The sequence below is a fragment of the Propionivibrio sp. genome (assembly GCF_047602565.1).
Lineage (GTDB): Bacteria > Pseudomonadota > Gammaproteobacteria > Burkholderiales > Rhodocyclaceae > Propionivibrio.
Genome location: NZ_JASGGX010000001.1, coordinates 3,516,272 through 3,534,987 on the forward strand (window position 1 = coordinate 3,516,272; position 18,716 = coordinate 3,534,987).

At 68.5% G+C, this 18,716-nt stretch carries 18 protein-coding genes and 1 pseudogene; 4 read left to right on the forward strand and 15 right to left on the reverse strand.

Annotated features, from left to right (window positions below; genetic code table 11):
• The first annotated feature begins 36 nt into the window (after window positions 1–36).
• Complete coding sequence (locus tag QM701_RS16685) at window positions 37–2,865, forward strand: calcium-translocating P-type ATPase, SERCA-type (RefSeq protein WP_415168133.1); 2,829 nt, start codon at window positions 37–39, stop codon at window positions 2,863–2,865.
• A gap of 167 nt (window positions 2,866–3,032) precedes the next feature.
• Here QM701_RS16685 and QM701_RS16690 read toward each other — a convergent pair whose 3' ends face one another.
• The 4 genes from QM701_RS16690 to QM701_RS16705 all read right to left on the reverse strand — a co-directional run bounded on the left by QM701_RS16690 (window position 3,033) and on the right by QM701_RS16705 (window position 7,803).
• Entirely contained in the window at window positions 3,033–4,298 is a 1,266-nt protein-coding gene (locus QM701_RS16690; protein ID WP_415168134.1) for a hypothetical protein, read from the reverse strand.
• A gap of 163 nt (window positions 4,299–4,461) precedes the next feature.
• Window positions 4,462–5,631: a phosphoglycerate dehydrogenase gene (locus tag QM701_RS16695; RefSeq protein ID WP_415168135.1), complete on the reverse strand. Its 1,170-nt coding sequence runs from the start codon at window positions 5,629–5,631 to the stop codon at window positions 4,462–4,464.
• A gap of 25 nt (window positions 5,632–5,656) precedes the next feature.
• A complete protein-coding gene (serC, locus tag QM701_RS16700) occupies window positions 5,657–6,739 on the reverse strand; it encodes a 3-phosphoserine/phosphohydroxythreonine transaminase (RefSeq protein ID WP_415168136.1) in 1,083 nt (360 codons plus the stop codon).
• A 128-nt stretch (window positions 6,740–6,867) separates the two neighbouring features.
• Entirely contained in the window at window positions 6,868–7,803 is a 936-nt protein-coding gene (locus QM701_RS16705) for a LysR family transcriptional regulator (protein WP_415168137.1), read from the reverse strand.
• Window positions 7,804–7,974: 171 nt separating this feature from the next.
• Here QM701_RS16705 and QM701_RS16710 point away from each other — a divergent pair, with 171 nt between their 5' ends.
• Window positions 7,975–8,841: an EamA family transporter gene (locus tag QM701_RS16710; RefSeq protein ID WP_415168138.1), complete on the forward strand. Its 867-nt coding sequence runs from the start codon at window positions 7,975–7,977 to the stop codon at window positions 8,839–8,841.
• A gap of 31 nt (window positions 8,842–8,872) precedes the next feature.
• On the opposite strand, the gene panC is transcribed toward QM701_RS16710, so the two are convergent.
• The 8 genes and pseudogenes from panC to hda all read right to left on the reverse strand — a co-directional run bounded on the left by panC (window position 8,873) and on the right by hda (window position 14,589).
• Window positions 8,873–9,697: a pantoate--beta-alanine ligase gene (gene panC / locus QM701_RS16715; protein ID WP_415168139.1), complete on the reverse strand. Its 825-nt coding sequence runs from the start codon at window positions 9,695–9,697 to the stop codon at window positions 8,873–8,875.
• Window positions 9,698–9,702: 5 nt separating this feature from the next.
• Window positions 9,703–10,515 (reverse strand): 3-methyl-2-oxobutanoate hydroxymethyltransferase, encoded by an 813-nt coding sequence (panB, locus tag QM701_RS16720; RefSeq protein ID WP_415168140.1) that lies wholly within the window; start codon window positions 10,513–10,515, stop codon window positions 9,703–9,705.
• 3 nt (window positions 10,516–10,518) lie between these two features.
• Window positions 10,519–11,172, reverse strand: a complete 654-nt coding sequence (locus QM701_RS16725) for a deoxynucleoside kinase (RefSeq protein ID WP_415168141.1) — start codon at window positions 11,170–11,172, stop codon at window positions 10,519–10,521.
• Between the two features lie 110 nt (window positions 11,173–11,282).
• Window positions 11,283–11,594, reverse strand: coding sequence for a 2-amino-4-hydroxy-6-hydroxymethyldihydropteridine diphosphokinase (folK, locus tag QM701_RS16730; protein ID WP_415168142.1), 312 nt, complete (start codon window positions 11,592–11,594; stop codon window positions 11,283–11,285).
• A 67-nt stretch (window positions 11,595–11,661) separates the two neighbouring features.
• Window positions 11,662–11,766, reverse strand: a pseudogene (locus tag QM701_RS16735) (2-amino-4-hydroxy-6-hydroxymethyldihydropteridine diphosphokinase); the annotation flags it as partial.
• A 13-nt stretch (window positions 11,767–11,779) separates the two neighbouring features.
• A complete protein-coding gene (gene pcnB / locus QM701_RS16740; protein ID WP_415168143.1) occupies window positions 11,780–13,162 on the reverse strand; it encodes a polynucleotide adenylyltransferase PcnB in 1,383 nt (460 codons plus the stop codon).
• A 79-nt stretch (window positions 13,163–13,241) separates the two neighbouring features.
• A complete protein-coding gene (locus tag QM701_RS16745) occupies window positions 13,242–13,907 on the reverse strand; it encodes an HAD family hydrolase (RefSeq protein ID WP_415168144.1) in 666 nt (221 codons plus the stop codon).
• Between the two features lie 10 nt (window positions 13,908–13,917).
• Complete coding sequence (gene hda / locus QM701_RS16750) at window positions 13,918–14,589, reverse strand: DnaA regulatory inactivator Hda (protein ID WP_415168145.1); 672 nt, start codon at window positions 14,587–14,589, stop codon at window positions 13,918–13,920.
• Between the two features lie 127 nt (window positions 14,590–14,716).
• On the opposite strand from hda, the gene purM reads away from it, so the two are divergent.
• Both purM and QM701_RS16760 read left to right on the forward strand, forming a co-directional pair.
• Window positions 14,717–15,766 carry a phosphoribosylformylglycinamidine cyclo-ligase gene (purM, locus tag QM701_RS16755; RefSeq protein ID WP_415168146.1) on the forward strand — a complete coding sequence of 350 codons (1,050 nt, stop codon included), beginning with the start codon at window positions 14,717–14,719 and terminating at the stop codon, window positions 15,764–15,766.
• Between the two features lie 18 nt (window positions 15,767–15,784).
• On the forward strand, window positions 15,785–16,414 hold the full coding sequence (locus QM701_RS16760; RefSeq protein WP_415168147.1) for a LysE family translocator: 630 nt from the start codon (window positions 15,785–15,787) through the stop codon (window positions 16,412–16,414).
• A gap of 13 nt (window positions 16,415–16,427) precedes the next feature.
• On the opposite strand, the gene QM701_RS16765 is transcribed toward QM701_RS16760, so the two are convergent.
• From QM701_RS16765 to QM701_RS16775, 3 genes are all read right to left on the reverse strand, one after another.
• Window positions 16,428–16,727: a hypothetical protein gene (locus tag QM701_RS16765; RefSeq protein ID WP_415168148.1), complete on the reverse strand. Its 300-nt coding sequence runs from the start codon at window positions 16,725–16,727 to the stop codon at window positions 16,428–16,430.
• 344 nt (window positions 16,728–17,071) lie between these two features.
• A complete protein-coding gene (locus QM701_RS16770) occupies window positions 17,072–17,908 on the reverse strand; it encodes an NHL repeat-containing protein (protein WP_415168149.1) in 837 nt (278 codons plus the stop codon).
• A complete protein-coding gene (locus tag QM701_RS16775; protein WP_415168150.1) occupies window positions 17,905–18,690 on the reverse strand; it encodes a carboxymuconolactone decarboxylase family protein in 786 nt (261 codons plus the stop codon). The genes QM701_RS16770 and QM701_RS16775 overlap by 4 nt, the downstream gene beginning before the upstream one ends.
• Between the last annotated feature and the right edge of the window lie 26 nt (window positions 18,691–18,716).

Here is an 18,716-nt window from a genome sequence, read left to right on the forward strand (position 1 = left end):
GAAACCATCGCCAATCGACCACAAGGGGGATGTTCCATGCAAGATCAGAATGCGCACGGCAAACCGATCGAAGACGTCGCGCGTGAGCTGCAGACGCATCTGGAAGAGGGCCTGACGCCGCAGGAGGCGCAGGCGCGCCTGGACCGGTTCGGGGCCAACGAACTGACCGAGAAGCCGCGTCCGGGCTTCATGGCGATGCTCTGGGACCAGCTCAACAACTACCTGGTGATCATCCTCATCGTGGCGGCGGTCATTTCGCTGGCCCTCGGCGAGGTGGTGGATTCGGTGGCCATCCTGTTCATCGTGGTGCTCAACTCGGTGGTCGGCGTGGTGCAGGAATCCAAGGCCGAGCAGGCGCTCGCCGCGCTCAAGAAGATGTCGGCGCCGAACGCGCAGGTCCTGCGCGGCGGGCACATCGTGACGATTCCCGGCCGCGAGATCGTCGTCGGCGACATCGTGCTGCTGGAAGCCGGCAACTACGTGCCGGCCGACCTGCGCCTGGTCGAGACGGCCAACCTGAAGATCGAGGAAGCGTCGCTGACCGGCGAATCCGTGCCGGTCGAAAAGGATGCGACGCCGGTGCTCGACGGCGAGATTCCGCTCGGCGACCGCAGGAACACGGCGTTCATGGGCACCATGATCACCTACGGCCGCGGCCGCGGCGTCGTCACCGGCACCGGCATGAACACGCAGATCGGCATGATCGCGGAGATGATCCAGTCCTTCGAGATGGAGAGCACGCCGCTGCAGAAGAAGCTCGAACACCTGGGCAAGCTGCTCGGCACCTCGTGCCTGGTGATCTGCGCGCTGGTGTTCATCTACGGCCTGTTCCGCGACACGCATCTGGCCAGCGCCTTCACCGACGGCTTCATGCACTACCTGGAGACGGAGAAGAAGGACATCGTGACCCTGTTCATGACGGCGGTGAGTCTGGCCATCGCCGCCGTGCCGGAAGGTTTGCCGGCGATCGTCACGATCTGTCTGGCGCTGGGCATGCAGCGCATGATCCGGCACAACGCCCTGATCCGCAAACTGCCGGCCGTCGAGACGCTCGGCTGCGCCACGGTGGTGTGCTCGGACAAGACGGGCACGCTGACGCAGAACCAGATGACCGTGGTGCAGGCCTGGGCGGGCGGCAGGCGCTTCCGCGTCACCGGCGAGGGCTACAACCCGGTGGGACAGTTTTTCGTCGGCGACGCGGCCTTCGATCCCCGCGGCGACGCGGACGCCGCGCTGCTGCTGCAGGGCGCGCTGGTGTGCAACGACGCGCGGCTGGACCGCAACGGCGAGGACAGCGACAGCGGCAAGGAAGGCTGGCGCATCATCGGCGACCCGACCGAGGGCGCGCTGGTGGTGGCCGGCGCCAAGGCCGGCTACCTGGGCGCGGAGCTGCAGAAGACGCTGCCGCGCGTGCAGGAAATCCCCTTCGATTCCGAACGCAAGCGGATGAGCACGCTGCACGCCACCGCGCAGTGGGCGGCGCGCGGGGCGGTCGGCCTGCCGGAGTCGGCTTCGGTCATCGCCTTCGTCAAGGGCGCGCCGGACGTGGTGCTCGACCTGTGCACCCACTACGCGGCGGCGGGGCAGGCCGTCGAGCTGGACGCGGACATGCGCCGGGCGATTCTCGAACAGAACCAGGGCATGGCCGCCAGCGCGCTGCGCGTGCTGGCCGTGGCCTACCGTCCGCTGGCGGAGATTCCGGGGCAGATGACGCCGGAAACCGTCGAGCGGGAGCTGGTGTTCATCGGCCTGCTCGGCATGATCGACCCGCCGCGCCCGGAAGTGATCGAGGCGCTGAAGGTGGCGCGCGGCGCGGGCCTGAAGAGCATCATGGTGACCGGCGACTACAAGGACACGGCGCAGGCCATCGCCCGCGACATCGGCCTGCTGACGCCGGGCGGGCGCGTGCTCACCGGGCCGGAAATCGAGCAGATGAGCGACGCGCAGCTGGCCGAGGTGGCGCCGCAGCTCGACGTGTGCTGCCGGGTGTCGCCGCAGCACAAGACGCGGATCGTCGAGGCGCTGAAGTCGCGCGAACACATCGTGGCCATGACCGGCGACGGCGTCAACGACGCGCCGGCCCTGAAGCGCGCCAACATCGGCGTGGCCATGGGCATCACCGGCACCGACGTGGCCAAGCAGACCGCCGACATGATCCTCACCGACGACAACTTCGCCAGCATCGTCTCGGCGATCGAGCAGGGCCGCATCATCTATTCGAACATCCGCAAGTTCGTGTACTTCCTGCTGGCCTGCAACATCGGCGAGATCCTCATCGTCTTCGGCGCCATGCTCGCCGGCATGCCCATCCCGCTGCTGCCGGTGCAGCTCCTGTGGCTCAACCTGGTCAGCGACGGCGCGCCGGCGCTGGCGCTGGGCCTGGAGAAGGGCGATTCGGACATCATGCAGCAGCCGCCGCGCTCGCCCAGGGAGCACGTCATCAACCGCAGCATGGCGATCGGCATCGCGGTCGTCGGCATCGTTGACGCGCTGGCCATCCTGTGGGTCTTCCACCTGGCGCTGCTGCGCTATCCGGACCACGTGATGACGGCGCAGACCATCGCCTTCGTCACGCTGTGCGGCTCCGAACTCCTGCGGGCCTTCACCGCGCGCTCCGAGCACCACAGCGTCTTCGCCATCGGGGTGTTCTCCAACCGCTGGATGGTGTGGGCGGTGCTGGCGTCCTTCCTGGCGGTGCTGCTGGTGGTGTACGTGCCCTTCCTCAACCCGTTCTTCGACACGGTGCCGCTGTCCGCCGACGACTGGCTGATGATGCTGCCGTTCTTCTTCGCCTCGCCGGTGGCCATGGAACTGCTCAAGCTGTTCTTCCGCTCCCGCGCGGCGGAGGTGCCGGCCGCCGCCTGAAGCACACCGCCGCGCCCGGCGCTGCCGGGCACGCACACGCTACGCCCGTCGCCCGCCTTGCGCGGACGGCGGGCGTTTCATTTCATCCCGGCTCGAACGCGGCGCCAACGAAGGGGTTCGCCGTGACCGCCGTGTTCGCCGTGGTTGAATCGGGACTTTCTTCAGGACTATTGGAACGCCCCCGGCGCCACGGAACTGCCGGGGCGGATCGGACGCCGGCCGGCGGGGAGCGTGAATTCGGCGTCCGGCATCAGCTCCTCGCCGCGCGCCGCGCCGGGAATGCGCACGCCGCCGCGCAGGGGATCGCCCGGTTTCAGGCGCGCCGGCACGCCGCCGTACTCGATCAGGGCGCTTTCGGGCGCCGACCGGTTGCCCTCGAAGCGGCCGTGCGGCGGCTGGTACAGGTCGCCGTTGCCGACGGTCAGGTTGTTGAGAATCCAGGCTTCGGCGCCGGGGAGTTTGTCCGACCACAGCCTGAGGAAGGCGCCGCCTTCGCGCCGGCCGTTGACCAGCGTGTTGTGCGCGAAGTACAGCGCGTTGTCCGGCCAGCGCGGACCTTCGGCGCCGTAGGCGACGATGACCGAATTCTCGGTCGCCGCGCTCTGCGCGATCACGTTGCCGACGACGTAGGCCAGGCCGCCGTTCGGGAATTCCAGTTCGTACGAGGCCTTGCCGTCCGGGCCGTCGGCGATCAGGTTGTAGCGCACGTGGTTCTCGCGCGCCCGCGACTTGACGAGGTGCCCGCGGTAGCCGTTCGAGAAGCGGCTGCCGGTGAGCGTGAAGCGGCCGATGGCGCCGACGTAGAGCAGGTGGTGCAGCGGGCCGTCGTGGCGCGGCGCATCGGCGAATTCGCTGTCGCTGATGTCCAGCGCGAGGTCGGGCTTGTTGTCGGTGAGGATGCCCATCTCGTTGTCGATGAAGGCGCAGCGGTGGATGGTCAGATGCCCGCGCTCGAAGCGGATGCCGGCGCCGTTGCCGTCGCGAACGCGCGCGCCGCGGAATTCGAGGTTCTCGACGCGGATCGCGCCGCCGCGCACCACCCACAGCGCCTTGTCTTCCGCGCTCCTGCCATCGGCGAACAGCACCGGCCGCTCGCCGACGCCGCGGATGGTCAGCCGGTCCTGCGTCCATACCGCGGTCTGGCCGCGATACTCGCCGGGCAGGATTTCGACGACGTCGCCGTTGCGCGCCAGCCGGGCGGCTTCGCTGATCGTGCGTACGCGCTCCTGCGGCCCGACCTTCAGCGTGGCCGGCCGCGCGGCGTCGGCGGCGTCGACGGGAACCCGCTCGGGCGCGACGACGGTCAGGCGGCCGTCCGGCCCGCGCCGGATGTCTCCCTTGTATTCGGAGGTTTCGGGCAGGCCCGTCTGCGCCGGACCGGCGGACGGGATCAGGACGAGCAGTGCGGCGAGGAGGGCGCTGTTGCGGACCATGTTGTCCTCCATGCGGCGGGAACGCCGGAAAAGGGATGGAGTGGCGGCGGGGACATCGCACGGGGCATTGTAGTCCTCCGGAAAAGGATGAGGTCGGGGCGGTCCCCAAAGAAAAACCCCCGGCGGAGCTCTCCGCCGGGGGCTTGCCTGCGTGAATCCCGTCTCAGCCCGGCAGGTAGCGCACGCGCAGCACGCCCTGGATGGCCGCCAACTGGTCGATCACCGGCCGCGGAATCTCGGTCTCCACGTCCACCAGCGTGAACGCCAGTTCGCCGCGCGACTTGTTCATCATGTTGTTGATGTTCAGGCCGGCGCAGGCCAGTGCGGTTGAAATCTGCCCGAGCATGTTCGGCACGTTGGCGTTGGCGATCGCCAGCCGGTAGCGCGAGCCGCGCGGCATGGCGATGTTCGGGAAATTGACCGAGTTGAGGATGTTACCGTTCTGCAGGTAGTCGGCCAGTTGCTCCGCGACCATGATCGCGCAGTTTTCTTCCGCCTCCTCGGTCGAGGCGCCGAGGTGCGGGATGGCCACCGCGCGCGGATGCTGGCGCAGCAGGTTGGTCGGAAAGTCGCAGAGGTAGGACTGCAGGCGGCCGGCGTTGAGGCCGTCGATCACCGCCTGCGTATCGACGATGCCCTCGCGCGCGAAGTTGAGCAGCACGCTGCCCTTCTTCATGATCTTCACGCGTTCGGCGTTGATCAGGTTCTTGGTCGTCGGCAGCAGCGGGATGTGCAGGCTGACGAAGTCCGCATGCTTGAGCAGTTCCTCGACGCTGGCCGCCTTCCTGACCTGCGACGGCAGCCGCCAGGCGGCCTCGACGGTGATTTCGGGGTCGATGCCGATGACCTTCATGCCGAGCGCCAGCGCGGCTTCGGCCAGGATCGAGCCGATCGCGCCGAGGCCGACGATGCCCAGCGTGCTGCCGCGCAGCTCGCGGCCGACGAACTGCTTCTTCTCGGCCTCGACCTGCTTGTGCAGGTACTCGTCGTCGCCCTGCAGGCCGGCGGCGAAGTTGAGCGCCGGGACGACGTTGCGCACGCCCATCAGCATGCCCGCGATGACCAGCTCCTTGACCGCGTTGGCGTTGGCTCCCGGCGTGTTGAACACGACGATGCCCTTCTCGCTCATGGCCTTGATCGGGATGTTGTTGGTGCCCGCGCCGGCGCGCCCGACGGCCAGCAGGCTGGCCGGAATCTCCAGCTTGTGCATGTCGGTGGAGCGCACCAGGATGGCGTCGGGCTCGGTCACGTCGTTGCCGACCACGTAGGTGTCCGGCAGGCGCGATAGGCCCTGCTTCGAGATGGCGTTGAGCGTCTTGATTCTGCGCGTCATGGTTCCCCCTATCGCGTGCGGACGCTCAGGCCTTGGTCTTCTCGAATTCCTTCATGTAGTCGGCCAGCGCCTGCACGCCCTCGACCGGCATGGCGTTGTAGATCGAGGCGCGCATGCCGCCCACGGAACGGTGGCCCTTCAACTGGATCATGCCGCGCGCCTTGGCGCCCTTGAGGAATTCCTCGTCGAGCTCCGCGTTCTTCAGGGTGAACGGAATGTTCATCAGCGAACGGTTTTCCCTGGCCACCGGCGAAGCGAAGAAGCTGGAGGCGTCGAGCACGTCGTAGAGGATCTGCGCCTTGGCGCGGTTGAGCTTCTCCATCGCCGCCAGGCCGCCCTTGGCCTTGAGCATCTTGAACACCAGCCCGGCGATGTAGATCGCGTAGGTCGGCGGCGTGTTGTACATCGAGTCGTTCTCGGCCTGGATGGCGTAGTCCATCATCGTCGGCGTGCCGGCCACGGTCTGGCCGAGCAGGTCCTCGCGCACGATGACGATGGTCAGCCCGGCCGGGCCGATGTTCTTCTGCGCGCCGGCGTAGATCAGGCCGAACTTCGACACGTCGATCGGCCGCGACAGGATGGTGGACGACATGTCCGAGACCAGCGGCACGCTGCCGGTTTCCGGCGTCCAGAAGATCTCCACGCCGCCGATCGTCTCGTTCTGCGTGATGTGCACGTAGGCCGCGTTCGGATCGAGTTTCCACTGCGACTGCGCCGGGGCGTAGGAGAAGTTCTTGTCCTCCGACGAGGCGACGACGTTGACCGCGCCGTACTTCTTGGCCTCCTTGATCGCCTTCTTCGACCATTCGCCGGTGTTCAGGTAATCGGCGGAGGCTTTGCCGCGCAGCAGGTTCATCGGCACCATGGCGAACTGCAGCGAGGCGCCGCCCTGCAGGAACAGCACCTTGTAGCTGGCCGGGATGCCCATCAGTTCGCGCAGGTCCGCCTCGGCCTCGGCCTGGATGCCTATGTATTCCTTGCCGCGGTGCGACATTTCCATGACCGACATGCCGCTGCCATGCCAGTTCACCAGTTCGGCCTGGGCCTGTTGCAGGACTTCCAGTGGCAGCGCGGCGGGGCCGGCGCTGAAATTGAACACTCGATCCATGGTGTGATCCTTTCGTAGGGAAAAAGAAAGACGAAGCCGGTTGGATGAAAACGTGCTGCTGCGGATTTAAAAAAGCATTCTAGCGAAAGACTCCGCGCAGCGGGAAAGCTTTGGGGAACGGTAGGCGCTCAGGCCGGGCGGCGCTGCTCCGGCGCGGCGTCCCGGCCGTTGCCGCGCGCGTCCTTGACCTGCGCGGCCAGCCAGCGGCAAAACTCCTTCGCCGCCTCCGGCGCCGCCGAGCGCGGGTTGATGCAGGCCTGGTAGCGGGCGTCGCCGCGCAGCGAGGGGCGGTCGGTTTCCGCCAGCCGGCCCTCGGCCAGCGCCCCGGCGACCAGCAGGCGCGGCGCGACGAGGAAGCCCATGCCGGCCACGGCCGCGGGAATCGCCAGGAAATAATGCTCGAACGCGGCCGCGATGCGGATGCGGTGCGGGTCGATGGCCTGCCGGTTGGTCCAGGCCGCCAGCGTGTCCGGCCGCGACTTGGCGATGATGAACGGCCACTCGTCAACCGGCTTTCCCGTGTTGTCGCGGAGGACCTGCGGCGTCGCCACGCAGGTCAGTTCCTCGGCGGCCAGAATCCAGTGCGCGCCGTCGTCGCCGACCGCCAGGTCGCGGGAAATCAGCACGTCGTAAACGTCCTCGGCGGCGGGCGGCGACAGCGAGGTGACGACTTCCACCGCGAGCGCGCGTCCGTGCGTGAAGTGCGGCAGCGCCGGAATCAGCACGGCCATGGCGAAGGTCGGCAGCGAGGTGCGCACGACCAGGCCGCCGCCCGGCGGCGCGGGGGCGAGCTGGCTGGTGGCCAGCTCGATGGTGGCGACGGCTTCGCCGACGGTGTCGAAGTACAGGCGGCCGGCGTCGGTCAGCGCCAGCGCGGCGCCGCGGCGCGCGAACAGGCGATGGCCCAGGTGGCGTTCCAGCCCCGCGACGTGATGGCTGACCCCGCTTTGCGTCATGCCCAACTCGCGCGCCGCCCGGCTGAAGCTCAGGCAGCGCGCCGCCGCGACGAAGACGCGGACTGCGTTGAGCGGCGGGGCGCCCTTTTTCGTATCCGTTTTACTCATGATCGGCCCCAGTTTAGCTCATGTAGGCGCCGGCGCGCCCCGGCGAATCGGGCGATCATTGCGCATGCCGTTTCACCCTTCGAAAGCAGACCGGGCAATGCGCCGGATGAACTACCGAATGACAACACACAGAATCCTGCCGCCGCCTTCCTTCCCGCCGGAGCGCGCGCGATGAGCGGCACCGCCCTGGCGCTGGTCCTCGCGGGCGCGTTCTGCCATGCCGTGTGGAACATCGTCGCCAAGAAGGCCGGCGGCGGCGCGGCGTTCGTCTTCCTGTTCGGCGTGGTCAGCGTCGTCGCGGCGGCCCCGGTCGCGGCGTGGACCTGGACGCGGCTGCCGCAGCACTTCGACGCCACGATGTGGTGCGCGGCGGCGGGCAGCGGCCTGATCCACGTGCTGTATTCGCTGGCGCTGCAGAAAGCCTATCGGGAGGCCGATTTCGCGGTGGTCTACCCGGTGGCGCGCGGCACCGGGCCGATGCTCTCGGTGGTGGTCGCCATCCTCCTGCTCGGGGAAGCGCCGAGCCTGGTCGGCGGCGTGTCCGTCGGCGCCATCCTGGCCGGCGTGTTCGTCTCGGCGGGGGGGGCCGGCCTGTGGCGCGGCGGTGCGCAGAAGCGCCACCTCGGCGCGCTGTGGGGCGCCGCCACCGGCGCGTTCATCGCCGCCTACACGGTCCTGGACGGCTGGGCGATCAAGACGCTGGGCATGGTGCCCATCCTCTTCTACGCGGTCGGTCTGGCCGTGCGCACGCTGCTGCTCGCGCCGTTCGCCCTGCGCCGGATCGACGACCTGCGCCGCGAGTGGCGAACCCGCCGCGCCGCGATCCTCGCCGTCGGCCTGCTGTCGCCGACGGCCTACAGTCTGGTGCTGTTCGCCGTGCAGCGCGCGCCGGTCAGCTACGTCGCGCCGGTGCGCGAAATCTCGATGCTGGTCGGCACCTTCATCGGCGCCAGCCTGCTGCGCGAGGAGATGAAACCGTCGCAGATCGCCGGCGCGGCGATCATGCTGGCCGGGGTGGTGGGGCTGGCGTGGGCGTGAGGCGGGGAGACGGCAGAGAAGCGCAGCGGCCTCAGATCTCCACGTTGTCGATCAGCCGTGGCTGCCCCAGCCGGCTGGCGCCCAGCACCACCAGGGCCTCGTCGCCGCCCGACGGCGCCTGCAGGTCGGCCTGCCGGCGCACGGCGACGTAGTCGGTCTTCCAGCCATTCCGGTCGAGTTCGTCCGCCGCGTCGCGCTCCAGGCGGGCGAATTCCCGGTCGCCGCCGCGTATCGCGTCGCGGATGCCTTCCAGCACGCGGTGCAGGCGCGGGGCTTCGGCGCGCTCCGCCGGCGTCAGGTAGGCGTTGCGCGAGGAGAGCGCCAGGCCGTCGTCGGCGCGCACCGTCTCGCCGCCGACGATCTCGACCGGCAGCGCCAATTGCCGCGTCATGTTGCGCAGGATCATCAGCTGCTGGTAGTCCTTCTTGCCCAGGATGGCGACCTGCGGCTGGACGATGTTAAACAGCTTGAGCACGACGGTGGCGACGCCGCGGAAATGCCCCGGCCGGAACTCGCCTTCGAGCAGGTTCTGGATGTCCGGCGGGTCGACCAGGTACTGCTGCGGCTCCGGGTACAGGTCGGCCTCGGTCGGCGCGAACAGGTGGGCGACACCGGCCGCGCGCAGTTTGTCGCAGTCGGCCGCGAAGGTGCGCGGGTACTTGTCGAAATCCTCGTGCGGGCCGAACTGCAGGCGGTTGACGAAGATGCTGGCGACCACCGTGTCGCCGTGCGCGTGCGCCTGCCGCATCAGCGAAATGTGGCCGTCGTGCAGGTTGCCCATGGTCGGGACGAAGACGATGCGGCCGCTGTTGCGCAGCGCGGCGCGGGTGTCGGGGATGGAAGCGTGTATCTGCATGGTTTTCAGTAGCAATGTTCGGGCGCCGGGAAGCTGCCGTCCTTGACCGCGGCGACGTAGGCGGCGAAGGCGCCGGTGATGGAATCCTGGCCGGCCATGAAGTTGCGCACGAAGCGCGGCTTGCGGCCGGGCGCGACGTCGAGTGCGTCGTGCATCACCAGCACCTGGCCGGCGCACTCCTTGCCCGCGCCGATGCCGATGGTCGGGATGGCCAGCCCGTCCGTGACCTCGGCGGCCAGCAGCGCGGGAATGGCCTCCAGCACGATCAGCGTGGCGCCGGCTTCCTGCTGGGCCAGCGCGTCGGCCAGCAACCGGGTGGCGCCCGCTTCGTCGCGGCCCTGCACGCGGAAGCCGCCCAGCTGGTGCACCGACTGCGGCGTCAGGCCGATGTGGGCGCACACGGGAATGCCGCGCGCGGTCAGGAAGCGCGTGGTCTCGGCCAGATCCAGGCCGCCTTCGAGCTTGACCATCTGGGCGCCGGCGGCCATCAGCGCGACGGCGTTGCGGTAGGCCATCTGCGGACTTTCCTGGAAGCTGCCGAAGGGCAGGTCGGCGATGATCAGCGGCCGGCGGCAGCCGCGCACGACGCAGGCGGTGTGGTAGGCGATGTGCTCGACGGTGACGGGCAGCGTGGTTTCATGCCCCTGCACGACGTTGCCGAGCGAGTCGCCGACCAGGATCGAATCGACGCCGGCGGCGTCGCAGGCCCGCGCGAAACTCGCGTCGTAGCAGGTGAGCATGGCGATCTTCTCGCCGGCGGCCTTCATGCCGGCGAGATCGAAATGGGTGAGCCGTCGGGTGACGGTATGTGCGGACATCGTTCAGTTTCCTCTGTTGAAGTATTCGCGGGGTCCGCGCATGGTTTCGATGCGCTGGACGAGAAGCAGGAAGTCGTCGGAGTCGTCGACGAAATTGAGGCGTTCGGAGTTGACCACCATCACCGGCGCGGCCGCGTAGTCGTGGAAGAAGCGGGTGTAGCTTTCGCCGAGCAGGATCAGGTAGTCGTCGCTGATCTTGCGTTCCATTTCGACGCCGCGCCGGCGCACGCGCGAGATCAGCGTCTCCGGGCTGGCCTGCAGGTAGATCACCAGGTCGGGCGCGGGGCCGGCCTGCGGCGAGACGCGGTCGTAGATCTGCCGGTAGAGGCCGTATTCGTCGTCGCCGAGCGTCAGGCCGGCGAACAGCAGTTCCTTTTCCATCAGGTAGTCGCCGATCACCGTGCGCGTGAACAGCTCGGGCTGGGCCAGTTCGCGCATCTGGTCGAGGCGCTGGAAGAGGAAGCACAGCTGCGTCTGCAGGGCGTAGCGCTGCGGGTTCTGGTAGAAGCGGGCGAGGAAGGGGTTCGCCTCGGGCTGTTCGAGCAGCAGGTCGGCGTCCAGGTGTTCGGCCAGGCGCCGGGCCAGGCTGGTCTTGCCGACGCCGATCGGGCCTTCGACGACGATGTGGCGGGCGGATTCGAGCGGACTCTTTTTCATGGGCGGATGACGGGACGAACCGCGCCTAGGATACACAGGGCGGCGCGGAAATGGTCAAGCTCCGGAGCGAATCCCCCGAGTTCCGGCAGGTGGCGAAAGGGCGCGCATGGTCAATCGGCGAGTTTCTCGATGCGCTGCATGCGCACGGCCGGCAGCCACGCGGCGGCGCTGCCGCGCCCCGGGATGCGGCAGTCCGGGGCGATTTCGACGAGCGGCGCCAGGACGAAGGCGCGCAGATGCATGCGCGGGTGCGGCAGGCGCAGTTCCGGCGTGTCGAGCGTGGCGTCGTCGTAGAGCAGCAGATCGAGGTCGAGCGTGCGCGGGGCGTGGCGGAAGTCGCGGCGGCGGCCGAATTGCGCCTCGATGCCGAACAGGGCGGCGAGCAGCGCGTGCGGCGTGAGCTCCGTGTCCAGCGCCGCCACCGCGTTCGACGAAGTCCGGCTGGTTGCGGATGCCCACCGGCGCGGTGCGGTAGAGCGAGGAAGCGCGCAGCAGGCGCGAGCCGGGCAGGCGGGAAAGCGCGTCGAGCGCCGCGCGGACCTGGACGGCCGGCTCGGCGAGGTTGGCGCCGAGGGCGACGAAGGCTAGCGGCATGCGGCGGTCCGGCTCATGCGGCCGGTTCGGGAGAGGGCGCGGGTGCCGCCGGCTCGTCGGCCGCGGCGTCCGCCGCCGGCTTGCGCTTGCGGCGCCGGCGCTTCTTCGGCGCGTCGGGCGCCGGCGGCAGCAGCATGGCGGCGCGCGTGGCGCCGTCGGCGTCGAGGAAGTCCGACCACCATTTGCCCAGTTCGGCGTCCACCTCGCCCGATTCGGCGCGCATCAGCAGGAAATCGAGGCCGGCCTTGAAGCGCGGCTGTTCCAGCAGGCCGTAGGGGCGCTTGCCGGAGCGCTGCTCGAAGCGCGGCTGGATCGACCAGATGTCCTTGATGTCGCCGGCGACGCGCCGGGTGATCGCCAGTTTTTCCGCCTGCACGTCGAGCACGTCGTCCATGGCCCGGAACAGCGCCGGGATCGGGCGTTCGCCGTCCGCCTTGAGCGCATCCCACCGGGCCAGGACTTCGTTCCACAACAGCGTGGCGAACAGGAAGCCCGGCGAGATCGGCCGGCCTTCGCGCACGCGCCGGTCGGTATTCTCCAGCGCCAGCGTCACGAAACGCTTGCCCTGCGGCTGTTCGAGGATCACGTCGAGCAGCGGCAGCAGGCCGTGGTGCAGCCCCTCGGCGCGCAGGCGCTGCAGGCATCTGACCGAGTGGCCGGAGGTGAGCAGCTTGAGCATCTCGTCGAACAGGCGCGACGGCGGCACGTTCTCGATCAGGTCGGCGAGCTCGCCGATCGGCCGGCGGGTCTCGTCGTCGATGGCAAAATCCAGCTTGGCCGCCAGGCGCACGGCGCGCAGCATGCGCACCGGGTCCTCGCGGTAGCGCGTGACCGGGTTGCCGATCATGCGCAGCGTCTTGTGCTCAAGATCGTCCATGCCATGGTGGTAATCGATCACCGTTTCCGCCACCGGGTCGTAGTACAGGGCGTTGATGGTGAAGTCGCGCCGCGCGGCGTCCTCCTTCTGCGAGCCGAAGACGTTGTCGCGCAGCACGCGGCCCTGCTCGTCGGTCTGCGCGCGGGGACCGTCCTGCTGGCCGTGGTGGCCGCGGAAGGTGGTCACCTCGATGGTCTCCTGGCCCATCATCACGTGCACGATCTGGAAGCGCCGGCCGATCACGCGCGAGCGCCGGAAGCACTGGCGCACCTGCTCGGGCGTGGCGTCGGTGGCGACGTCGAAGTCCTTGGGCTTGATGCCGGCCAGCAGGTCGCGCACGGCACCGCCGACGACGAAGGCCTTGTAGCCATTCTCCTGCAGGGTTTCGACGGTGCGCCGGCTGCCGCTGCTGATGGCTTCGCGGCGGATGCCGTGCGTGTTGTGGGGAATCACGGCGGGTTCCCCGGCGCGTCCTGGCGACTTGCGGCCGAAGACGCGGGAAATGAGTTTGCGGATCATCGCTGGATCGTTCTTGCTTTTGGAAGGCGGACGAGGGGTTGGCGCGGCAAGGCGCGGGACGGAAGGAAGCGCGGCATCGTCATCCGTGCAGGTTGAGCACCGTCCAGCCGGCCTGCCGCGCGTGGGCGAGCAGGGTGGCGTCCGGATCGACGGCGACCGGGTCGCTGACGCGCGACAGGAGCGGCAGGTCGTTCAGCGAATCGCTGTAGAACCACGTCCGTGCGAAGCTGCTCCACCAGAAGCCCAGCGCTTCGAGCCAGGCTTCGACGCGCGCGATCTTGCCCTCGCGGAAGGACGGCGCGCCGCGCACCTGCCCGGTGAATTGGCCGTCCTCCTGCGCCGGGACGGTGGCGATCAGGTTGGCGATGCCGAACTCCAGGCAGATCGGGCCGGTGACGAAACTGTTGGTGGCGGTGACCAGCGCGCACAGGTCGCCGCCGTCGAGATGCCGCCGGACCAGCGCGCGGGCCCCGTCGCCGATCGCCGGCAGGATGCGCGTGGCCATGAACTCCCGGTGCCATGCGTCGAGCTGCGCGCGCGGATGACGGGACAGCGGATGCAGCTGGAAATCCAGGAACTCATGGATGTCCAGCGTGCCGGCGCGGTATTGGGCATAGAAATGGTCGTTCTTCGCGGCATGGACTTCCGGATCGAGCACGCCTTTCTCGATCAGGAATTGCGCCCATTCGAAATCGCTGTCGCAGGGCAGCAGCGTGTTGTCGAGGTCAAACAAGGCAAGATTCATGGCAGGGGGGTCACCGAAGGGAGTGGGGCGGGGCATGCTGCAGCACCTCGCGCAGCAGCGGCAGCGTGATCGGCCGCTTGTGTTCCAGGGAATACCGGTCGAGCGCGACGAGGATGGCCATCAGGTGGCGCATGTCGCGCGTCGCGCGGGCCAGCAGGTAATCCAGCGCGCCGGCCGGCAGCGGCAGCGCGCGCGCCGCGGCCTGCGCCGCCAGGGCGGCCTGCTTCTCCTCGTCGGCCAGCGGCAGCAGGCGGTAGACCAGGCCCGAGCCGAGCCGGGTGCGCAGGTCCTCGCGCAGCGGCAGGCGCTGCGGCGGCTGGCCGGCCGCGGTGAGCAGGCGTCCGCCGGCGGCGCGCAGCCGGTTGAACAGGTTGAACAGGGCGATCTGCCCGGCTCCGGAAAGCGCCTCGACGTTGTCGACGGCGACGCGCGCCGGCGCATCGCCCGATGCCGCCGCCTCCAGGTCGGGCGCGGCGGCCGCGTCGTGGTAGACGTCGGCGCCGGCGCGCAGCAGATGCGTCTTGCCCGAGCCGGATTCGCCGTAGAGCAGCAGCGACGTTTCGCGGCTTTCCGGCGCCGCCCAGGCGGCGAGCGCGGCCACCGCCTCGGCGTTGCCGCCGGGAACGAAGTTGTCGAGGCTGGGCGGATTTTCCGGCAGCAGATCGAGGATCAGTTGGCGCATCGGAAGGTCGGAAAGGCCGGCGGGCCGGCGCACGCGGGACCGGGATTTCAGATAAAATTCAACATTTTCGCAACAGGACACGGATTCTACCACCGCCGTGCGTACAAGCCTCGTTCGGGACTCCAAGATGACTCAGCCACCTGCGCAGCCTTCCCTTTCCTACCGTGACGCCGGCGTCGACATCGACGCCGGCGACGCCCTCGTCGAACGCATCAAGCCGTTCGCCAAGAAAACCCTGCGCGAGGGCGTGCTCGGCGGTCTCGGCGGCTTCGGGGCGCTGTTCGAGGTGCCCAAGCGTTATCGCGAGCCGGTGCTGGTGTCGGGAACCGACGGCGTCGGCACCAAGCTGAAGCTGGCGTTCGAGCTCAAGCGCCACGACACGGTCGGCATCGACCTCGTGGCGATGAGCGTCAACGACGTGCTGGTGCAGGGCGCCGAACCGCTGTTCTTCCTCGACTACTTCGCCTGCGGCCGGCTCGACGTGGACATCGCGGCGAGCGTCATCCAGGGCATCGCCAAGGGCTGCGAACAGGGCGGCTGCGCGCTGATCGGCGGCGAGACGGCGGAAATGCCGGGCATGTATCCGGCAGGCGAATACGACCTGGCCGGCTTCGCCGTCGGCGTGGTGGAGAAGTCGCAGATCATCACCGGCCAGGACATCGTGCCGGGCGACGCGGTGCTCGGCCTGCCTTCGTCGGGCGCGCATTCGAACGGCTACTCGCTGGTGCGCAAGATCCTCGCCGTCGCCAAGCCCGACCTTGCTGCGCCGTTCGACGGCGGGCGCACGCTGGCCGATGCGATCATGGAGCCGACGCGCATCTACGTGAAGCCAATGCAGGCGCTGATGGCCGAACTGCCGGTCAAGGGCATGGCGCACATCACCGGTGGCGGCCTGACCGAGAATGTGCCGCGCGTGCTGCCGGAGAACGTCAAGGCGGTGATCGAGTCCTCGGCGTGGCGGCGGCCGGCGCTGTTTCAATGGCTGCAGAGCGCCGGCAACGTGGCCGAGAGCGAGATGCACCGCGTCTTCAACTGCGGCATCGGCATGTGCGTGGTGGTGGCGAAAGAGAACGTCCAGCAGGCGCTGGCGCTGCTGCGCGCCGCCGGCGAGCCGGCGCTCGAGATCGGCCGCATCGAAACGCGCCGGGACGGCGAGGCGCGCACCGTCGTCGCCTGACCGGCGGGGCGCGGACGGATGCTGCTGGCGCCTGAGCAGTTTCTCGGCTTCCTCGCGGCGGCGGTGCTGATCACCGTCTCGCCGGGGCCGGACAACCTGATGGTGCTGGGCTTCGGCATGTCGCGCGGGCGCGCCCAGGGCATCGTCTTCGGCCTGGGCTGCGGCTTCGGCTGCCTGAGCCACACGGCGCTGGCGGCGCTCGGCGTCAGCGCGCTGATCGCCGCGTCGCCGATGGCGTTCATGGCGCTCAGGATCGGCGGCGGGCTGTACCTCGTCTGGCTCGGCATCCGCGCGCTGCGCAGCAGCGGCCAGGTGCGGGTGGCGGCCATGCGCGGCGCGGACGAGCCGCTTTCCCGCCTGTTCGCCCGGGGCCTGCTGGCCAACGCCATCAATCCCAAGGTGGTGCTTTTTTTCCTGTCCTTCCTGCCACAGTTCATCGTCGCCGGGCGCGGCCACGTCGGCTGGCAGACCGCGCAGCTGGGCCTCGTGTTCACCGTCCAGGCGGCGCTGCTGTTCGCCCTGCTCGGCTATTTTTCTGGCAGCGTCGGGCAATGGCTGCAGCGGCATGCGCGTGCGGGCGCGTGGCTCGACCGGCTGGCGGGAACGATCTTCGTGGCGCTCGGCGTGCGGATGATCGTGGCGCGCTGATTACACCCGCTGCTCACACTTTCACGTCGATGGATGCGCGCTGCCGCCGGCTGGGCGTGACGCGCGTGTCGAGCACGACGTCGACCTGGCGCTGGCGGCGGTCGTGCTTGCGGCGCTCCTCGCCCGCGGGCGGCACGGCCTGGCCGGACGCCCGTTGCCGGGACGCCTCTTCGGGCAGCGCCCGCGCCGCCGCGTCGCGGTCGCCGACGATCGTGTGCACGGGCTCGGTTCCCGTGTCCTCGCCGCGTGACGACAGCGACGCCGGCAGCCCGGAGGCGAAAAACCGGCGCGGAGTGTCTTTCGTGATCTTCACGGACGTTCCTCGGTTCGTCGATCTACCGGAAATAACGGATCGAAACGGCGCCTCTTGAGGTCTGCGGGAAATTTTCCGGCGGGCTGGTTTTTCGGATCGGCCGGGGGTATATTGAAACCGTGTCGTGATCTGCGGCAAGTCCGGCATGAAGTGGCAGTGTCCGCCGTGTTCGCTGGAGACTTGACGGGAAATCATTGCAGGCCAAACCTAAAGATGATTATGTAGCACCCAGACGGCGTCACGCCGAATACTCCGGCCGGGTGTGCCGGGGATGAAGTCCCAGAAAGCCCATGCATCAACAGCATGGGCTTTTTTCATTGCATCACGACGTTGGCCAGTCTGACTTAAGGCCGGGCAATCCGGAACGCCGCGTTTGCTCCCCAGGTGGCTACCGTCAAACTGCCATCGGGGGCGAGCACCAAGCCAACCGGACTGCTCAGACCGTCGGCGATCACCGTGCGCTGGCCGCGGCGATCGATCCGGCTGACCGTCGTACCGCCGTAGTCCACGACGTACGCCGCGTCGGCACCTGCCCGCACGATGCCCGGGCCGGGGCTTCCCAGGTCGGAGTTGATGGTGCGGGCCCGAACACCGCCCGCAACCAGGGAAATGCCTCCGGCAATGTTGCTCACCAGTAGATCTCCGTTGGCAAGCTCGACGGCGCCGACCGGTGTCTGCAGCCCTTCGGCCGCAACCGTGATCTTCCCATCTGGATGCGCGGCCAGGATTTGGTTGGTCCGCCTATTGGCGATCAGCAAGCGCCCTCGTGAATCGAACGACAGGCCTGCGGGAGTCGCCAGCCCCCGGACGAAAACGGCTCGCTCTCCGTCGGGAGTGAAGCGCCAGACCAGATCCTCGCTGTAGGAGGCGACGTAGATGTCGCCTGCCGGCGAGATGGCCAGGCCCGACGGGCCCCGCAGGTCCCTGGCGAAGACGCTGCGCCGGCCGTCCGGCCCGAAGCGCAGGACCGTGTCGGCCGACCAGTTGGCGACATACAGGTTGCCGCCGGCGTCATAGGCCATTCCGACGGGAGAACTCAAACCGTCATGAATGGGAGTGTGCTGCAGCGGCGATAGGGTCGGGGCCATTCCGGAAGGCGCATCAGTTTGCGCCGTGGCCGGGTGAGGGACAGCACTCGCCACGCACGCTGCAAGGCTGGCGCAGAAGACGATCCGCTTCATCGATTGCCCCCTTGTGCAAAGACTTCCTTGGCCGCCGCCAGTCCGTTCAGAGCGGCCGGGAATCCCGCGTAAACAGCCATCTGCATGATGGTCTCGACGACCTCCGTGCGGGTTGCACCCACATTGAGCGCTCCCTGGATATGTACCTTGAGCTGTGGTGCCGCGTTGCCCAGCGCGGTCAGCGCTGCGACGACCGCGATCTCGCGGCTTTTCAGGTCGAGACCCGGCCGGGAGTAGATGTCCCCGAAGGGAAATTCGATCAGATAGCGGGCAAAGTCCGGGGCGATGCCATCCAGGCTTTGCAGTACGCGCTCCCCGGCTTCACCGTCGATTTCCCGCAGTTTCGCGAGACCGTGTTCGTAGCGGTTTGGGGTGTTCATCAGCATGTCCTTCATCAGAAAGTGGTTCCGACGCCAGGGACTGCTCAAACGAGCGGTAATACGCGATCTTGGCCTGCAAGGCTCCGCGCATTGGCGCATCGCTTCGATTTTCGCGAGAACATCCGTCAGGTGCGCTTCCAGCATCCGGCGGCGATCCGGTACCGTCGAGTCCCCGGCGCCACGTAGTTTGGCGAACGCCTGCATCTTGCCAATGGGCATGCGCGTCGTCCGCAAACGCAGCAGGAATTCGATCCAGGCCATGTCCGATGCCGCATAGCGCCGCTGGCCTCCGGCCGCACGACCGACCGGGGCGATCAAGCCGATGCGCTCGTAGTAGCGGAGGGTGTAGGCCGTCAAGCCTGTGCGTTTGGCGACCTCGTCGATGCTCAGATGGGATTCCATGGGACGATCCTAGAAGTTGGAGCGCA